Genomic DNA, 15,612 nt, shown 5'->3' on the forward strand with positions numbered 1-15,612 from the left:
GCCGCGGACCGGCGACGTCCGCTCGAACGGCCGCGCCCACGGAAACGGCCGCGCCGACGCGGCGGCCGTCCCCGTAAGGTGGAGAGAGGAGTCCAGGTCTCCCCAGGGGCCTGTTCCGGCGTCTTCAGGGGGTGCGGACGTGGCGAACGGCGGACCGGTCGAGCACGGCTTCCCGCACCTGGACACCGTGCGGGCGGCGATCACGGCGCTCTGGAGACGGCTGTCCTACGACACCGTCCAGACGTTCGCGAGCAGCGTGCCCCCGGCCGACGTGGCGTTCTGCGACACCGACGACCTGCATCTGGGTGCCCAGCGCGTGGCCCGCGAGATGGTGCGGCACTACCGGCTGCCGGACGCCAGGATGGTCGTCGGCTTCCGCGAGATGACCCATGCGGCGAACGTCGAACTCACCGCTGGGCCCGAGTACTTCGTCGAGCTCAACGACCGCTTCCGCACCCACCGGCGCGACATCGGGGCCGCCCTCGCCCACGAGGTGATGCACGTCTACCTGCACCGCCTCGACCTCGCCTTCCCCGGCACCCGGGACAACGAGATCCTCACGGACACCGCGGCGGCGTACCTCGGCGCGGGCTGGCTCCTGCTCGACGCCTTCCGCGAGGACGCGTCCTCCTCGCAGAAGCTCGGTTATCTGACGCCGGAGGAGTTCGGCTACGTGCTCGCCAAGCGGGCCCTGGTCTTCGGCGAGGACCCGTCGGTGTGGTTCACCAGCCCGCAGGCGTACACGGCGTACACGAAGGGCATGGCGCGGGCCCGCCACGACGAGCAGCAGCCGCCGCTGACCGCGGCCGGGTGGGCGGGCCGCCGCCGCTACGCGAAGGACCGCCGCCACGCCCGGGACCACCGGCTGCCGCCGGACCCGCAGCCCGGCGCGTCCTACACGTTCACGCCGGACGGCGACGGGCCGCTGCGGGTGTCGTTCCCGTGCCCCACCTGCCACCAGCGCATCCGGGTCCCCGTCCGCGGCCGGGTGCGGGCCCGCTGCGCCCTGTGCCGGACGGTGCTGGAGTGCGACACCTGAGCCCGGTGCGCCCGGCCGCCATCGGTGTGCCGTACGCCGCCCCCGTCACGGCGTCCGCTCCCCCGACCCGTGGACCGGTGCCGGGGCCGCCGCCTCGGCCAGGAGTTCCCGGGCGGTCTCCCCGGCCTGCGCGGGAGTCCACCGCGCGCCCTTGTCGGCGGTGGGGCCGGGACGCCAGCCCTCCATCACCGTGATGCGCCCGCCCTCGGCCTCGAAGACCCGGCCGGTGACGCCGGCGCACGCGTCGGAGCCGAGCCACACGACGAGCGGCGACACGTTCGCGGGCGCCATCGCGTCGAAGGCGCCGGGGGTGTCCGGCGGGGCCATGGCCTGGGCGAAGGCCTGTTCGGTCATGCGGGTGCGGGCCGCGGGGGCGATCGCGTTGACCTGGACGCCGTACCGCGCGAGTTCGGCCGCGGCGACCAGGGTCAGCCCGAGGATCCCGGCCTTCGCGGCGCTGTAGTTCCCCTGCCCGACCGAGCCCGACAGGCCGGCGCCGCTGCTGGTGTTCACGATGCGGGCCCGCGGCGGGCGTCCCGCCTTCGCCTCCGCCCGCCAGTGCGCCGCCGCGTGCCTGAGGGGCAGGAAGTGGCCCCGGAGGTGGACGCGCAGCACGGCGTCCCAGTCGTCCTCGCCGAGGTTGACCAGCATGCGGTCGCGCAGGAATCCGGCGTTGTTGACGAGGGTGTCGAGGCGTCCGTAGGTGTCGAGGGCGGTGCGGACGAGGGAGGCGGCTCCCTCGGTGGTCGCGACGTCGCCGCCGTGGGCGACGGCCGCGCCGCCCGCCGCCCGGATCTCCTCGGCCACGCGCGCGGCCGGGCTGTCCGGGTCCGGGGTGCCGTCGAGGCCGACCCCGAGATCGTTGACGACGACCCGGGCGCCCTCGGCGGCGAACGCGAGGGCGTGCGCCCGGCCGAGTCCGCGGCCCGCGCCGGTGACCACCACGACCCGCCCCTCGCACAGCAGGGGTGCGCTCATCTCAGTCCTCCTTGCCGGCGGTCGCTGCGTCGAGGAAGCGGGGCCTTTCCCCGCCGCCGTGCACGAGCAGGCTCGCCCCGCTGACGTACGCGGCGGCGTCGGAGGCGAGGAAGACGGCGGCCCGGCCCACGTCGGCGGGTTCGGCGAGGCGTCCGAGCGGGACGGTCCGGGCGACGGCTGCAAGGGCGTCCTCGTCGCCGTAGTGCAGGTGGGACCGCTCAGTGCGGACCATGCCGACGACGAGGGTGTTGACCCGGATGTCGGGCGCCCACTCGACGGCCATCGAGCGGGCGAGGCTCTCCAGTCCCGCCTTGGCCGCGCCGTAGGCCGCCGTGCCGGGCGAGGGCCGGGTGCCGCTCACGCTGCCGATCATCACGATCGCCCCCTTGGCGCGCCGGAGTTGCCGGCGTGCGGCGAGCGAGGCGGTCAGCGGCGCGGTGAGGTTGAGCTCGATCACACGCGCGTGCCGCTCGGCCTCCGAGTCCGCGAGCGGCCGGTACGGGGTGCCGCCCGCGTTGTTGACCAGGACGTCGACGCGGGCCAGGCCGTCGAAGAAGTCACGGACGGCGTCCGGGTCCCGCAGGTCGACGGAGGTGAAGCCGACGCCCTGGAGCGGGCGTGGCGGCGGCCTGCGGGCGCAGACGACGACATCGGCGCCCGCCGCGGCGAAGGCCCGCGCGATCCCGGCGCCCACGCCGCGGGTGCCGCCGGTGACGACGACGGTCCTGCCGCCGAGATCCGCGTCGTCCACAGGGCCTCCCGCTCGGATGCGTTCGCTGCTAGCTTCGACGGTGCACCTAACAAACGTTTGGTGGAAAGGTAGCTGATGCGCCCATGGGTGTCTCCACCTCGTCCCCGGAATCCGGGATTTCCGTCGTCACGGTCGACTACCCGCCGGTGAACGCGCTGCCGGTGCGGGGCTGGTTCGAGCTGGCCGACGCCGTCCGCTCCGCGGGCCGCGACCCGGCCGTGCGCTGCGTCGTGCTCGAGGCGACGGGGCGCGGGTTCAACGCCGGGGTCGACCTCAAGGAGATACAGCGGGACACGGAGGGGCACGACGCGCTGATCGGGGCGAACAGGGGCTGCTTCGAGGCCTTCGGCGCGGTGTACGAGTGCGAGGTGCCGGTCGTCGCCGCGGTGCAGGGCTTCTGTCTGGGCGGCGGCATCGGGCTGGTGGGGAACGCGGACGCGATCGTCGCGAGCCAGGACGCCACGTTCGGGCTGCCCGAGCTGGAGCGGGGCGCGCTCGGCGCCGCCACGCATCTCGCCCGGCTGGTGCCGCCCCACCTGATGCGCGTCCTGTACTACACCTCGCGCACGGCGACCGCCGCCGAGCTGCACGCGCACGGCTCGGTCTGGCGGGTCGTACCGCGTGGCGAACTGCCCGCACGGGCCCTGGAGCTGGCCCGCGAGATCGCCGCCAAGGACGGCGGTCTGGTCCGGCTCGCCAAGGCCGCCATCAACGGCATCGACCCCGTGGACGTGCGCCGCAGCTACCGCTTCGAGCAGGGCTTCACCTTCGAGGCCGGCCTGAGCGGGGTCGCGGGCCGGGTCCGTGACCGCTTCGGCAGGGAGCCTGCGCCGGCTCCGGCGGGTGAACCCGCACCGGCTTCGGCGGGTGAGCCGGTGGGCGGGGCGGAGGGGGTCCGATGAGCGACAAGAGGATGTCGGCCGAGGAGGCCGTCGGCCGGCTGGAGAGCGGGATGACGCTCGGCATCGGCGGCTGGGGCTCGCGCCGCAAGCCGATGGCGCTGGTGAGAGCACTGCTCCGGTCCCGGATCACCGATCTCACCGTCGTCTCGTGCGGCGGCCCGGACGTCGGCCTGCTCGCCGCCGCGGGTCGCGTCCGCAGGCTCGTCACCCCCTTCGTCACCCTCGACTCGATCCCGCTCGAACCGCACTACCGCGCGGCACGGCAGCGGGCGGAGTTCGAGCTGACGGAGATCGACGAGGCGATGTTCATGTGGGGGCTGCACGCGGCGGCCAACCGGTTGCCCTTCCTGCCGGTGCGGGCCGGCCTGGGCTCCGACGTGATGCGGGTCAACCCGGCCCTGCGGACGGTCACCTCGCCGTACGCCGACGCCAGGACGGGCGTCCGGGAGGAGTTCGTCGCCATGCCGGCCCTGCGCCTGGACGCCGCGCTGGTGCACATGAACCGCGCGGACCGCCTGGGCAACGGGCAGTATCTGGGCCCCGACCCGTACTTCGACGACCTGTTCTGCGAGGCGGCCGACGCCGCGTACGTCTCGTGCGAGCGGCTCGTGGAGACCGCCGCGCTGACCGCGGACGCCGCCCCGCAGACGCTGCTGCTGAAGCGGTCGTACGTGACCGGCGTCGTCGAGGCACCGGGCGGCGCGCACTTCACGTCCTGCGCCCCGGACCACGGACGCGACGAGGCCTTCCAGAGGCTCTACGCGGGCACGCCGTACGCCGAGTTCGCCGAGCGGTTCCTGAGCGGCGGCGAACAGGACTACCAGCGCGCCGTCCGCGCCTGGCGGAAGGAAGGGACCTCGTGAGCACCCCCGCCGCACCGCCTCCCCCGCCCACCCGCGCCGAGTACTGCGTGCTCGCCTGCGCCGAGACCTGGCGCGGCGCCGGGGAGGTGCTCGCCTCCCCCATGGGCGTGATCCCGGCCCTCGGCGCCCGGCTGGCCCGGCTCACCTTCGCACCCGACCTGCTGCTCACGGACGGCGAGGCGATGCTCGTCGGGCCGGACGGCACCCCGGAGGGCTGGTTGCCGTACCGCGCGCACCTGGCCCTGGTGACCGGCGGGCGGCGGCACGTGATGATGGGCGCGAGCCAGCTCGACCGCTTCGGCAACCAGAACATCGCGTGCGTCGGCGACTGGTCCCGGCCCGTCCGCCAGCTCCTCGGCGTGCGAGGCGCTCCGGTCAACACCCTGAACAATCCGACCAGTTACTGGGTGCCGAAGCACTCGCCGCGCGTCTTCGTCGCGGCCGTCGACATGGTGTGCGGAGTGGGGTACGACCGGGCCGCGGCGGCGGGACCGGGCGCGAGCCGCTATCACCGCGTCGCCCGCGTCGTCTCCGACCTCGGTGTCCTCGACTTCGACACCCCCGACCACGCGATGCGCCTCGCCTCCCTGCACCCGGGCGTCACCGTGGAGCAGGTCCGGGCGGCGACCGGCTTCGCGCTGCACGTCCCCGACGAGGTGCCCCGCACCCGTGAACCGACGGACGAGGAGCGCCGGTTGCTCCGCGAGGTGGTCGACCCCGAGGGTGCCCGGGACCGCGAGGTGGCCGACCCCGCCGCGCCCGCCCCGCGTCCGGCGGGGCGCTGATGGAGACCGCGCTGACCAGGCTCGTCGGCGTCCGCCATCCGGTCGTGCAGACCGGCATGGGCTGGGTGGCGGGCCCCCGCCTGGTCTCCGCCGCGGCGAACGCGGGCGCCCTCGGCATCCTGGCCTCCGCGACGATGGCACCCGGCCGGCTGCGGGAGGCGATACGGGAGGTCAAGTCCCGTACGGACGCGCCGTTCGGGGTGAATCTGCGCGCGGACGCGGGGGACGCCGGTGACCGGGTGCGGATCATCGTCGAGGAGGGGGTGCGCGTCGCGTCCTTCGCGCTCGCGCCCTCGCGGGAGCTGATCGGGGAGCTGAAGGAGGCGGGGGTCGTCGTCGTCCCGTCCGTCGGTGCGCGGCGGCACGCGGAGAAGGTGGCCGCCTGGGGCGCGGACGCGGTGATCGTGCAGGGCGGCGAGGGCGGCGGGCACACCGGTGAGGTGGCGACGACGGTGCTGCTGCCGCAGGTGGTGGACGCGGTGGACATCCCGGTCGTGGCGGCTGGCGGCTTCCACGACGGGCGGGGGCTGGTGGCGGCGCTGGCGTACGGGGCGGCGGGCGTGGCGATGGGCACGCGCTTCCTGCTGACGTCCGACTCTACGGTCCCGGCCGCCGTGCTGGCGAGATACCTGGCGGCGACGGTCAAGGACGTCACGCTCACCACGGCCGTCGACGGTCTCCCGCACCGGATGCTGCGGACGGACCTGGTGGACGCCCTGGAACGGTCGGGGCGCACGCGGTCGCTGGTCCGGGCGCTGTGGCGAGCCGCCGGGTTCCGGAAGGTCTCCGGCCTGTCCTGGTCCCGGATGGTCCGCGACGGACTCGCGATGCGGCACGGCAGGGACCTGGCCTGGAGCCAGGTGCTGATGGCCGCCAACACCCCGATGCTGCTCAGGGCGTCGATGGTCGACGGCCGTACGGACCTGGGGCTGATGTCGGCCGGGCAGGTCGCGGGCGTGATCGAGGACCTGCCGTCGTGCGCGGAGCTGGTCGAGCGGGTGATGGCGCAGGCGGAGGCGACACTCCGGACGCTGACACCCGATGCCCCGCCCCGCCCCTGAGTCACCGGTGTCGCCAGGGGCCGACTCCGGGTCACTCGCTGACTGGGCTCCCCCCTATGGCCCAGGCCCGCCCGGGCAGCCCCTCGGGCGCGGCCTCCCCCTTCCTGGGCAGTCCCTCGGGCGCGGCCTCCCCCTTCCTGGGCAGTCCCTCGGGCGCGGCCTCCCCCTTCCTGGGCAGCCCCTCGGGCGCCGGCCTCCCCCTTGAGGCCCACGCCCGCCCGGGCAGCCCTCCGGCACCTCACGCGCGTACAGGCGGACGCGCCGAAAGCGCCGGAGCCGTCGGCCGCGTCGAAGGCGCCGGACGCGGCAGGCACGCCGGACGTGTCAGAGGCGTTCGATGATCGTCACGTTCGCCTGGCCGCCGCCCTCGCACATGGTCTGGAGGCCGAAGCGGCCGCCGGTGCGCTCCAGTTCGTGCAGCAGGGTCGTCATCAGCTTCACGCCGGTGGCGCCGAGCGGATGGCCGAGGGCGATGGCGCCGCCGTTGACGTTGACCTTCTCCGGGTCCGCCCCGGTCTCCCGCGTCCAGGCGAGGACGACCGGCGCGAACGCCTCGTTGATCTCCACCAGGTCGATGTCGTCGAGGGACATGCCGGTCCTCTTCAGCGCGTGCGCGGTGGCCGGGATGGGCGCGGACAGCATGCGGACGGGGTCCTCGCCGCGGACGGAGAGGTGGTGGACGCGGGCGCGCGGTGTCAGGCCGTGCGTGCGCAGCGCCCGTTCGGAGGCGAGCAGCATCGCGGCGGCGCCGTCGGAGACCTGGGAGGAGCAGGCGGCGGTGATCGTGCCGCCGTCCACGACTGGTCTCAGGGCGGCCATCTTCTCCAGCGAGGTGTCCCGGCGCGGCCCCTCGTCGGCGCTGACCGGCCCGTAGGCCACGGTCTCGCGGGCGAAGCGGCCCTCGTCGGCGGCGCGTACGGCCCGCCGGTGCGAGCCCAGGGCGTACTCCTCCTGGTCGCGGCGGGTGATCCCCCACTTCGCGGCGATCATCTCGGCGCCGTGGAACTGGTCGACGGGCAGGTCGCCGTAGCGGGCCCGCCAGCCCTCGCTGCCCGCGAAGGGGCCTTCGGTGAGGCCGAGCGGTTCGGCGGCCCGGCGGGAGGCGAAGGCGATGGGGATGCGCGTCATGTTCTGGACGCCGCCCGCGACGACGAGGTCCTGCGTGCCGGACAGGACGGCCTGGGCGGCGAAGTGCACGGCCTGCTGGGAGGATCCGCACTGGCGGTCGACGGTGACGCCGGGCACCTCCTCGGGCAGTCCGGCGGCCAGCCAGCTGGTGCGGGCGATGTCACCGGCCTGGGGTCCGACCGCGTCCAGGCAGCCGAAGACGACGTCCTCGACGGCGGCGGGGTCCACCCCGCTCCGCCCGACCAGGGCCTTGAGGACGTGTGCGCCCAGGTCGGCCGGGTGCACCCCGCCCAGTCCCCCGCCGCGTCGCCCGACGGGGGTGCGGACCGCTTCGACGATGTAGGCCTCGGCCATGACGGTGTCCCTCCAGGGTCACGTGTCGCGTAGGGAGATCCCGTCCAGCACCATCGACAGGTACTGCCGGGCGATCTCCTCGGGGCTGTGCTGTCCGCCGGGCCGGTACCAGGACGCGGCGACCCAGACGGTGTCGCGCACGAAGCGGTAGGTGAGCCGGATGTCCAGGTCGGCGCGGAACACCTCGGCGGCCACGCCGCGTTCGAGCGTGCTGAGCCACGCCTTCTCGAAGTTGCGCTGGGATTCGGCGAGGAACGCGAAGCGCTCCTGCGCGACGAGGTGCCGGGACTCCTTCTGGTAGATGGCGACGGCGGCGCGGTGCCGGTCGATCTCCCGGAAGGACTCGGTGACGAGGGCCTCCAGGGTCTCCCGGGGCCCGAGTTCGGCGGCGAGGACGGTGTCGTAACCGTCCCAGAGCTCGTCGAGGAAGGTCCGGAGGATCTCCTCCAGCATCGATTCCTTGGAGTCGAAGTGGTAGTAGAGGCTGCCCGCGAGCATGCCGGCGTGGTCGGCGATCTTGCGTACGGTGGTGGCGTTGTAGCCCTGGTCGGCGAAGACCTCGGCGGCCGTGCCGAGGAGTTCACGGCGCCGCTCCGGCGATGCGGTCACCTGGGTCTTCTTCTTGGTAGGCACACGGTCATTGTCGTCCTAGGTCGTGTCCGCGAAGACCCGCCCTCCGGGCGGACGACGGGACTTCGCGGACACGACCTAGGCATGCTGGCTGCTGACGGACAGGACCTCGCCGGTGAGGTACGAGGAGTAGCCGGACGCCAGGAACACGATCACGTTGGCCACCTCCCAGGGCTCGGCGTACCGGCCGAAGGCCTCGCGGGCGGTGAGTTCCTCCAGCAGTTCGGGGGTGGTGACCTTCACCAGGTGCGGGTGCATGGCGAGGCTGGGCGAGACGGCGTTGACCCGGACCCCGTAGGCGGCGGCCTCCATCGCGGCGCACCGGGTGAGCGCCATGACCCCGGCCTTGGCGGCGGCGTAGTGCGCCTGTCCGGCCTGGGCGCGCCAGCCGACGACGGAGGCGTTGTTGACGACGACTCCCCCGTGGCCGTGGTGCCGGAACAGGCGCAGGGCGGCGCGGGTGCAGCGGAAGGTCCCGGTCAGGGTCACGTCGAGGACCTTCGACCACTGTGCGTCGGTCATGTCGGCGAGGGGTGCGGTCCCGCCGAGGCCGGCGTTGTTGACGACGACGTCCAGGCGGCCGTGGAGGGCGGCGGCGGTGTCGAAGAGGGCCCGGACCTGGTCCTCGTCGGTGACGTCGCAGGGCCGGGCGGCGACGTTCGCGGCGCCGAACTCCTCGGCCAGGGCGCGGGCGGTGTCGTCCAGCCGTCGTGTGTGGGCGTCGCCGAGGAGGACGCGCGCGCCCTCCTCCAGGAAGCGGCGGGCGGTGGCGCCGCCGATGCCGGTGCCCGCGGCGGCGGTGATGACGGCGGTGCGGCCGCTCAGCAGCCCGTGGCCTGGTACGTACGCCGGACTCTCGACGTCGCTCATGACCCCAAGCTAACCTACCAAACACTTGTTAGGGAAGGTGCGGCCCGCCGCCGGCCCGAGCCCGTCACCGAAGGGTGCCGCCCATGGATCTCACGCACTCCCCCGCCGACGAGGCGTTCCGCGCCGAGGCCCGGGCCTGGCTCGCCGCCCATGTCCCGCCGGTGCCGCTGCCCTCTCTGGAGACCGCCGAGGGCTTCGCCGCCCACCGCGCGTGGGAGGCCGAACTGGCCGCCGACCGCTGGTCGGTGGTGTCCTGGCCGGCGGCGTACGGCGGCCGGGACGCGGATCTCGTCCGGTGGCTGGTCTTCGAGGAGGAGTACTACGCGGCCGGCGCCCCGGGCCGGGTCGGCCAGAACGGCATCAGCCTGCTCGCCCCGACCCTCTTCGCGCACGGCACGGAGGAGCAGCGCGCCCGCGTCCTTCCGCCGATGGCTCGTGGTGAGGACATCTGGGCGCAGGCGTGGTCCGAGCCCGAGGCGGGGTCCGACCTGGCCTCGCTGAGGTCCCGGGCGGTGCGCACGGCCGGGGGCTGGCTGCTGAGCGGGCAGAAGGCGTGGTCGTCGCGGGCGGCGTTCGCGGACCGGGCGTTCGGGCTGTTCCGCAGCGACCCGGACGCGCCGAGGCGGCACCAGGGGCTGACGTATCTGATGTTCGGCCTGCGGTCGCCCGGGGTGACGGTCCGCCCGGTCGGCCGCCTGGACGGCAAGCCCGCATTCGCCGAACTCTTCCTGGACGAGGTCTTCGTGCCGGACGAGGACGTGATCGGCGAGCCGGGCGACGGCTGGCGGGTCGCCATGTCGACAGCGGGCGACGAGCGCGGTCTGACGCTCCGCTCCCCGGGGCGCTTCCTCGCCGCCGCCGACCGGCTGACCCGGCTCTGGCACGAGCGCGCGGACCCCGTGGACACGGCGCTGCGGGACCGGGTGGCCGACGCGGTGATCGGCGCCCGCGCCTACCAGCTCTTCACGTACGCGCACGCCTCCCGGGCCGAAGCGGGCGAGTCCCCGGGCGCGGAGTCCAGCCTGAACAAGCTGTTCTGGTCCGAGTTCGACCTCGCGCTGCACGAGACGGCGCTCGATCTGCTGGGCCCGGACGGGGAGTTGTCCGGCACCGACTGGGCGCAGGGGTACGTCTTCGCGCTGGCCGGCCCGATCTACGCGGGCACGAACGAGATCCAGCGCGACATCGTCGCCGAGCGGCTGCTCGGCCTGCCGAAGGGCCGCCGGTGATGCGTTTCCTGCCGGACGCCGAGCAGCGTGCCTTCGCCCGCTCGCTCGACGCGATGCTGACGTCCGCGGACACCCCGGCGGTGGTGCGGGCCTGGGGTGCGGGCGAGCGGGCGCCGGGCCGGGCGCTGTGGTCCCGGCTGGCCGACGCGGGCGTCTTCGCGCTGGCCGTGCCGGAGGCGTACGGCGGAGTCGGGCCGCTGCCGGTGGAACTGGCCGTCGCCTGCGTCGAGTCGGGGCGGCACGCGGTGCCCGGTCCGCTGGTGGAGACGGTGGCCGCCGCCGTGCTGCTCGCGGGGCTCGACGACCCGGGCCCTGCCGGTCGGCTGCTGCCGGCGCTGGCGTCGGGCGGATCCGTGGCGACGCTGGCCTTCGGGGACGCGTACGCGCTGGACGGGGAGGCGGCCGGGGTGGTCCTCGCGGTGCGCGGCGACGAGCTGCGGGCGGCTCCCGGCCATGGGCCGGTGCGCGTGTCCCTTGACCCGTCCCGCCGGCTGACCCGCCCCCTGCCCGGCGGCGACCTGCTGGCCGCCGGTCCCGACGTCATCCGCGCGTGCGCCCGTGCCCTGGACTGGGCCCGCCTCGCCACCGCCGCCCAGGCGCTCGGCGCCGGGCTCACGCTGCTGGAGCGGACCGTCGCGTACGTGGGGCGGCGCACCCAGTTCGGTGTCCCCGTCGGCTCGTTCCAGGCCGTCAAGCACCGGCTCGCGGACGCGCGGACCGCCCTGGAGTTCGCCCGGCCGATGCTGTTCGGTGCCGCGCTCACCATGGACCCGGCCGACGTGGCCGCCGCCAAGGTGCTGGCCTGCGAGGGCGCGTACGCCACGGCCCGGACGGCGCTGCAACTGCACGGCGCGATCGGCTACACCGCCGAGTACGACCTCTCGCTCTGGCTGACCCGGGCCCGTGCCCTGCGGACGGCGTGGGGCACGCCGTCCGAGTGCCGGGCACGCGTCATCGGTGGTGGTCGGCGCCCGTGAGTTCCCGGTACTCCTCCTCCGTCGGCTTCGGGATCCGCGTCCCCGGCCCTTGCATGGCGTGGGCCGGCCGCGCGCGGAGCCGCCGGGAGAGGGTGACGCGGCGGGCGACTCCGTTCGCGTCGACGCGGGGGCCGGCCTCGTACGGCCGGGGCTGCTCGTGCTGGGTGAGGGTGAACCGCCGTGCCTGCGACAGCGGTTCGTGGACCTCGACGTACTCGCCGTGCGGGAGGCGGCGGACGGTGCCCGTCTCCCGGCCGTGCAGCACCGTGTCGCGGTCACGGCGCTGGAGTCCCAGGCAGACGCGTCTGGTGATCACGAAGGCGAGCACCGGCGCGACGAAGAAGGCGATCCGCACGACGGACTTCTCGTCCCGTCCGGGACCGGGGAACTGCGTGTGCTTGTGGTGGAAGACCAGGGCCAGGTGGGCGACCATCAGCCCCAGGATGATCCCGGGCAGCACCAGCACGTGCATGAGGCGTCCGTCCGCCCAGTCCGCCAGCCGCTCGCCCGTGCCCGACTCGGTGGTCCGCCCCGCCCGGGGCGTCCCCTCGCTCCGGCCGGCTGAGGTCTCCGTCGCGTCCATCGCCGCTCCCCTCGGACCTTCTCAGGGTGGCACGAGGACCCCGCCAGGCAACGGGGCTCGCACGAAAGCGAGTTGGTGCGTACGGCGGGCGGCGTCAGTGCTGCGGGACGTTGCCGACGACGGCGGCGCTGCCCCTGGTGTGCAGCACGGTGTCCGTGCCGGTCAGCAGGACGGCGTCGTACGGGCCGAGGACTGTCCCCGCCACCTCGGCGCTCCCGTCGAGCGCGACGACCAGCACGGGCGCGGCGGGCAGGGGCAGCCGGCCCCGGACCACCGCGACGGTCGGAGCCGGACGGCCGCCGTCCCTGCGCCACATGACGTTGAGGTTCACGACCGGTCCGTCGATCAGCCGGCAGTGGGTCGGCACGTCGCCCCGGAAGTGCTGCGGCACGAGGCGGGCGTCGACGAGCCGCCGCTCGCCGCCCACCGTGAGGTCCATCCCGGCGCCCTCGACCACGGTCAGTGTGCGGTCGACGCCGGGGAACGCGGAGAACGGACCGTCCGCGCCGACGTCGGCCAGGCTCACGCGCCAGACGAAGCCGGTCATGTCCGCGCCCGGTGGCCAGGCGGCGATCTCACGCGTGACACCGCCGCCGTCGCGCCAGGGCACGGGGGTGCGTGCGGAGGCGGGCAGCAGCCGGGTCACCGTACGATGCCGCGCGCCCGCGCCGCGGCCAGCCACTGCGGGAACTCGCCCACGAGACGGTCGTACAGTTCGGCGTCGGACACCGCGCGCGGATCCGAACCGGCGTGGAAGAAGCCGGCGTTGTCGACGGAGCGCTTCTGCGGGACGGCCAGGTCGTCCAGCCTGCGCAGGAAGTCGAACTGCCTGCTGCCCGGGTCGCCGAAGCCGACGAACTGCCAGAACAGCGGGAGTTCGGCCGCCTTGCACAGGTACCGCTCGGCGGCGAGCTTGTTGATGGGGCCGCCGTCGGTCTGGAAGACGACGAGCGCCGGGTCCTTGGCGCCGCTGTCCAGGTGGAGATCGATGACCGCGTCCATCGCCAGGTGGTAACTGGTCTTGCCCATGTGGCCGAGCCCGGCCGCGATCCGCTCGATGCGGCCCCGGTGGTTGACGAGCGCGATGTCGGTCACCGCGTCGATGTCGGTCGAGAAGAAGACGACCGGGACCGTGCCGTCGTCGTCGAAGTGGGCCGCGAGACCGAGCACCCGGTCGGCGAGCGCCTGCACGCTGCCGTCCTTGTAGTACGGCTTCATGGAGCCCGAGTAGTCGACGACGAGGTAGACGGCGGCCCGCTGCCCGTCCAGTCCGTACTTGGTGAGGGACGCCCCCGCGGTCTTGTACAGGCTGACCAGCGCGGGCGCCGTCTCCTGCACCTTGCTCAGACTGATCCCCGCCATACGGGCTCCCCTCTCGCCGCGCTCCCCGGTCACGCGCATGCCGAGATTACGCCACCGCGCCGACCCGGACGGCCCCCCTTCCGGGCCTCTGACCTGCGTTCGCTATTTTGTTCGCCGCCGACCCCACCGGCTCACCGTCCCCGTGTCACCCGTACCTGTGAGGAGCCGGCGTGGAGTCCGAGTCCACCGTCACCACCTGCTACCGCCATCCCAAGGTGGAGTCGCACGTCCGCTGCACCCGCTGCGACCGCTACATCTGCCCCGACTGCATGCGGGAGGCGGCCGTCGGCCACCAGTGCGTCGAGTGCGTGCGGGAGGGCGCGCGGTCGATCCGGCAGGCCCGGACCGTCTTCGGCGGCCGGGTCTCGACGGTGCCCGTGGTGACGTACGTGCTGATCGCGCTCAACGTGCTGGCCTACCTGGCCCAGTTGGCGCGCTCCGACGTGACGAGCCGCTTCCAGATGCTAGGCGCCGGCCTCTCGTCGGCGGGTGAGCACTACCTCTGGCTGGACGGCTACCCGGCCGGCTACCACCCGGAGGGCGTGATCGCCGGGGAGTGGTACCGGCTGCTGACCGGCGCGTTCCTCCATCTGCCCGCCACGGAGACCCCGTTCGGCATCCTGCACATCGTGATGAACATGGCCTCGCTGTGGAGCCTGGGCGCCGTCGTGGAGGCCCGGCTCGGCCGCGTCCGCTACCTCGCCCTGTATCTGCTGTCGGCCCTCGGCGGCTCGGTCCTGGTGCTGCTGATCGCGCCGTACGTCGCCGTGGTCGGCGCCTCGGGCGCGATCTTCGGAGTGGGCGCCGCGTACTACGTGACGTCCCGCCGGATCGGCGGGGACATGCGGCAGGTCAACCAGTTCATCGGGAGTCTGCTGCTGTGGCTGCTGATCTCGGCGGGCCTGACGTCCTGGCAGGGCCACCTCGGCGGTCTGCTGACGGGCGGCGCGGTGACCCTCGCGTACGCCTACGCGCCCCGCGGACGCCACCGGGCGCCGGTGCAGGCCGCGGCCTGCGTGGCACTGCTGGCGCTCCTGGTGGTGCTGGCGGTGGTCAAGCAGTCGGACCTGGCGACCCGACTGGCCTGAGCGCGGCGGGGCGCCGGCCCGCCGTACCCTGTGCGGCATGAAACGTGCCGTCGGCCTGCTGTGGGCCACCGTCCCCCTCGCGGCCGCGGCGGCCCTCTGGTGCGCGCTGCCCGATCACGGAGGCACGCGGGACGGCAAGGGCGGTGCGACCGCGTCGCGGCCCGCCGCTCCGTCCGCCGGCCCCGAGGCGGGCGGCGGCCGGACCGCACCCCGGCCGGCCGGCCTCGCCGCACCGGACAAGAAGGAGCTGGCCCAGCAGTTGGTGGCGAGCGCCGAGAACTCCACGCTCGACTGGCGCGGCCAGTACGGCTACATCGAGGACATCGGGGACGGCCGGGGCTACACCGCGGGCATCGTCGGCTTCTGCTCCGGCACCCACGACCTGCTCACCGTGGTGGAGCGCTACACGGAGAGGAACCCCGGCAACCCGCTCGCCCGCTATCTGCCCGCGCTGCGCGAGGTCGACGGCACCGACTCCCACCGCGGCCTCGGGCCCGGGTTCACGACGGCCTGGAAGGCGCAGGCGCGCGTCCCGGCGTTCCGCGAGGTCCAGGACCGGGAGCGGGACCGCTTGTACTTCGACCCGGCGGTACGGCGCGCGAAGCTCGACGGGCTCGGCACGCTCGGCCAGTTCGTCTACTACGACGCGATGGTCATGCACGGCGCCGGGCGGGGCCCCGACGGCTTCGACGGCATGCGCGAGAGGGCCGTCGCACAGGCGGACACCCCGGCCGAGGGCGGCTCCGAGAAGGCGTACCTCGACATCTTCCTGGACATCCGCCGCCGCGCCATGAAGGCCTCCCCCGACCACCGCGACACCAGCCGCATCGACACCGCCCAGCGCCGCTTCCTGTACGACGGCAACCTGGACCTGGACACCCCGCTGAAGTGGCGGGTGTACGGGGAGACGTACGAGGTGGAGTAGCGGAGGGTCCCCGGACGCACCACGGCGCCCGCCCAGGTCCGGTCGGGGACGGGGCAGGCGCCGCGTTCAGTTCCGCACGCCTTTGTG

At 74.3% G+C, this 15,612-nt stretch carries 16 protein-coding genes and 1 pseudogene; 9 read left to right on the forward strand and 8 right to left on the reverse strand.

The window, feature by feature from the left end; genetic code table 11:
- Positions 1–139: 139 nt before the first annotated feature.
- A complete protein-coding gene (locus tag ACFYQQ_RS27735) occupies positions 140–1,039 on the forward strand; it encodes a hypothetical protein (protein ID WP_356169140.1) in 900 nt (299 codons plus the stop codon).
- A 45-nt stretch (positions 1,040–1,084) separates the two neighbouring features.
- Here ACFYQQ_RS27735 and ACFYQQ_RS27740 read toward each other — a convergent pair whose 3' ends face one another.
- Both ACFYQQ_RS27740 and ACFYQQ_RS27745 read right to left on the reverse strand, forming a co-directional pair.
- Positions 1,085–2,017, reverse strand: coding sequence for an SDR family oxidoreductase (locus tag ACFYQQ_RS27740; protein WP_356238953.1), 933 nt, complete (start codon positions 2,015–2,017; stop codon positions 1,085–1,087).
- A gap of 1 nt (position 2,018) precedes the next feature.
- The gene (locus ACFYQQ_RS27745) at positions 2,019–2,768 is read right to left on the reverse strand and encodes an SDR family oxidoreductase (RefSeq protein WP_355788455.1); all 750 of its coding nucleotides are present in this window, start codon (positions 2,766–2,768) and stop codon (positions 2,019–2,021) included.
- An 83-nt stretch (positions 2,769–2,851) separates the two neighbouring features.
- Between ACFYQQ_RS27745 and ACFYQQ_RS27750 the strand changes: the two genes are divergently transcribed.
- From ACFYQQ_RS27750 to ACFYQQ_RS27765, 4 genes are read left to right on the forward strand one after another with little or no spacing between them, the layout of a single operon-like run.
- Positions 2,852–3,670: an enoyl-CoA hydratase family protein gene (locus tag ACFYQQ_RS27750; protein ID WP_355788454.1), complete on the forward strand. Its 819-nt coding sequence runs from the start codon at positions 2,852–2,854 to the stop codon at positions 3,668–3,670.
- Positions 3,667–4,533 (forward strand): CoA-transferase, encoded by an 867-nt coding sequence (locus ACFYQQ_RS27755; protein WP_355788452.1) that lies wholly within the window; start codon positions 3,667–3,669, stop codon positions 4,531–4,533. Before ACFYQQ_RS27750 ends, ACFYQQ_RS27755 begins: the two co-directional genes overlap by 4 nt.
- Positions 4,530–5,318, forward strand: coding sequence for a CoA-transferase (locus ACFYQQ_RS27760; RefSeq protein ID WP_355788450.1), 789 nt, complete (start codon positions 4,530–4,532; stop codon positions 5,316–5,318). Before ACFYQQ_RS27755 ends, ACFYQQ_RS27760 begins: the two co-directional genes overlap by 4 nt.
- A complete protein-coding gene (locus tag ACFYQQ_RS27765; RefSeq protein WP_356169126.1) occupies positions 5,318–6,379 on the forward strand; it encodes a nitronate monooxygenase in 1,062 nt (353 codons plus the stop codon). Before ACFYQQ_RS27760 ends, ACFYQQ_RS27765 begins: the two co-directional genes overlap by 1 nt.
- Before the next feature lie 324 nt (positions 6,380–6,703).
- Here ACFYQQ_RS27765 and ACFYQQ_RS27770 read toward each other — a convergent pair whose 3' ends face one another.
- From ACFYQQ_RS27770 to ACFYQQ_RS27780, 3 genes are all read right to left on the reverse strand, one after another.
- Entirely contained in the window at positions 6,704–7,861 is a 1,158-nt protein-coding gene (locus ACFYQQ_RS27770; protein ID WP_355793791.1) for an acetyl-CoA C-acetyltransferase, read from the reverse strand.
- 18 nt (positions 7,862–7,879) lie between these two features.
- A complete protein-coding gene (locus tag ACFYQQ_RS27775; protein ID WP_355793789.1) occupies positions 7,880–8,494 on the reverse strand; it encodes a TetR/AcrR family transcriptional regulator in 615 nt (204 codons plus the stop codon).
- A 75-nt stretch (positions 8,495–8,569) separates the two neighbouring features.
- On the reverse strand, positions 8,570–9,361 hold the full coding sequence (locus ACFYQQ_RS27780; RefSeq protein WP_356170340.1) for an SDR family oxidoreductase: 792 nt from the start codon (positions 9,359–9,361) through the stop codon (positions 8,570–8,572).
- An 83-nt stretch (positions 9,362–9,444) separates the two neighbouring features.
- Here ACFYQQ_RS27780 and ACFYQQ_RS27785 point away from each other — a divergent pair, with 83 nt between their 5' ends.
- A complete protein-coding gene (locus tag ACFYQQ_RS27785) occupies positions 9,445–10,590 on the forward strand; it encodes an acyl-CoA dehydrogenase family protein (RefSeq protein ID WP_388905437.1) in 1,146 nt (381 codons plus the stop codon).
- A complete protein-coding gene (locus ACFYQQ_RS27790) occupies positions 10,590–11,567 on the forward strand; it encodes an acyl-CoA dehydrogenase family protein (RefSeq protein ID WP_388905439.1) in 978 nt (325 codons plus the stop codon). Before ACFYQQ_RS27785 ends, ACFYQQ_RS27790 begins: the two co-directional genes overlap by 1 nt.
- On the opposite strand, the pseudogene ACFYQQ_RS27795 reads toward ACFYQQ_RS27790, so the two are convergent.
- From ACFYQQ_RS27795 to ACFYQQ_RS27805, 3 genes and pseudogenes are all read right to left on the reverse strand, one after another.
- Positions 11,542–12,039 (reverse strand): annotated as a pseudogene (locus ACFYQQ_RS27795) (cytochrome b N-terminal domain-containing protein); the annotation flags it as partial. The gene ACFYQQ_RS27790 and the pseudogene ACFYQQ_RS27795 sit on opposite strands and share 26 nt — an antisense overlap.
- Positions 12,040–12,244: 205 nt before the next feature.
- Positions 12,245–12,796, reverse strand: coding sequence for a HutD family protein (locus tag ACFYQQ_RS27800; RefSeq protein WP_355793562.1), 552 nt, complete (start codon positions 12,794–12,796; stop codon positions 12,245–12,247).
- Positions 12,793–13,512: a VWA domain-containing protein gene (locus ACFYQQ_RS27805; RefSeq protein ID WP_355793564.1), complete on the reverse strand. Its 720-nt coding sequence runs from the start codon at positions 13,510–13,512 to the stop codon at positions 12,793–12,795. Before ACFYQQ_RS27805 ends, ACFYQQ_RS27800 begins: the two co-directional genes overlap by 4 nt.
- 170 nt (positions 13,513–13,682) lie before the next feature.
- Here ACFYQQ_RS27805 and ACFYQQ_RS27810 point away from each other — a divergent pair, with 170 nt between their 5' ends.
- Both ACFYQQ_RS27810 and ACFYQQ_RS27815 read left to right on the forward strand, forming a co-directional pair.
- Positions 13,683–14,600: a rhomboid family intramembrane serine protease gene (locus ACFYQQ_RS27810; protein ID WP_356170327.1), complete on the forward strand. Its 918-nt coding sequence runs from the start codon at positions 13,683–13,685 to the stop codon at positions 14,598–14,600.
- A 37-nt stretch (positions 14,601–14,637) separates the two neighbouring features.
- Positions 14,638–15,525: a chitosanase gene (locus ACFYQQ_RS27815; RefSeq protein WP_356170324.1), complete on the forward strand. Its 888-nt coding sequence runs from the start codon at positions 14,638–14,640 to the stop codon at positions 15,523–15,525.
- Positions 15,526–15,612: the final 87 nt, after the last annotated feature.

This window comes from Streptomyces sp. NPDC005496 (assembly GCF_042872045.1).
Taxonomy (GTDB): domain Bacteria; phylum Actinomycetota; class Actinomycetes; order Streptomycetales; family Streptomycetaceae; genus Streptomyces.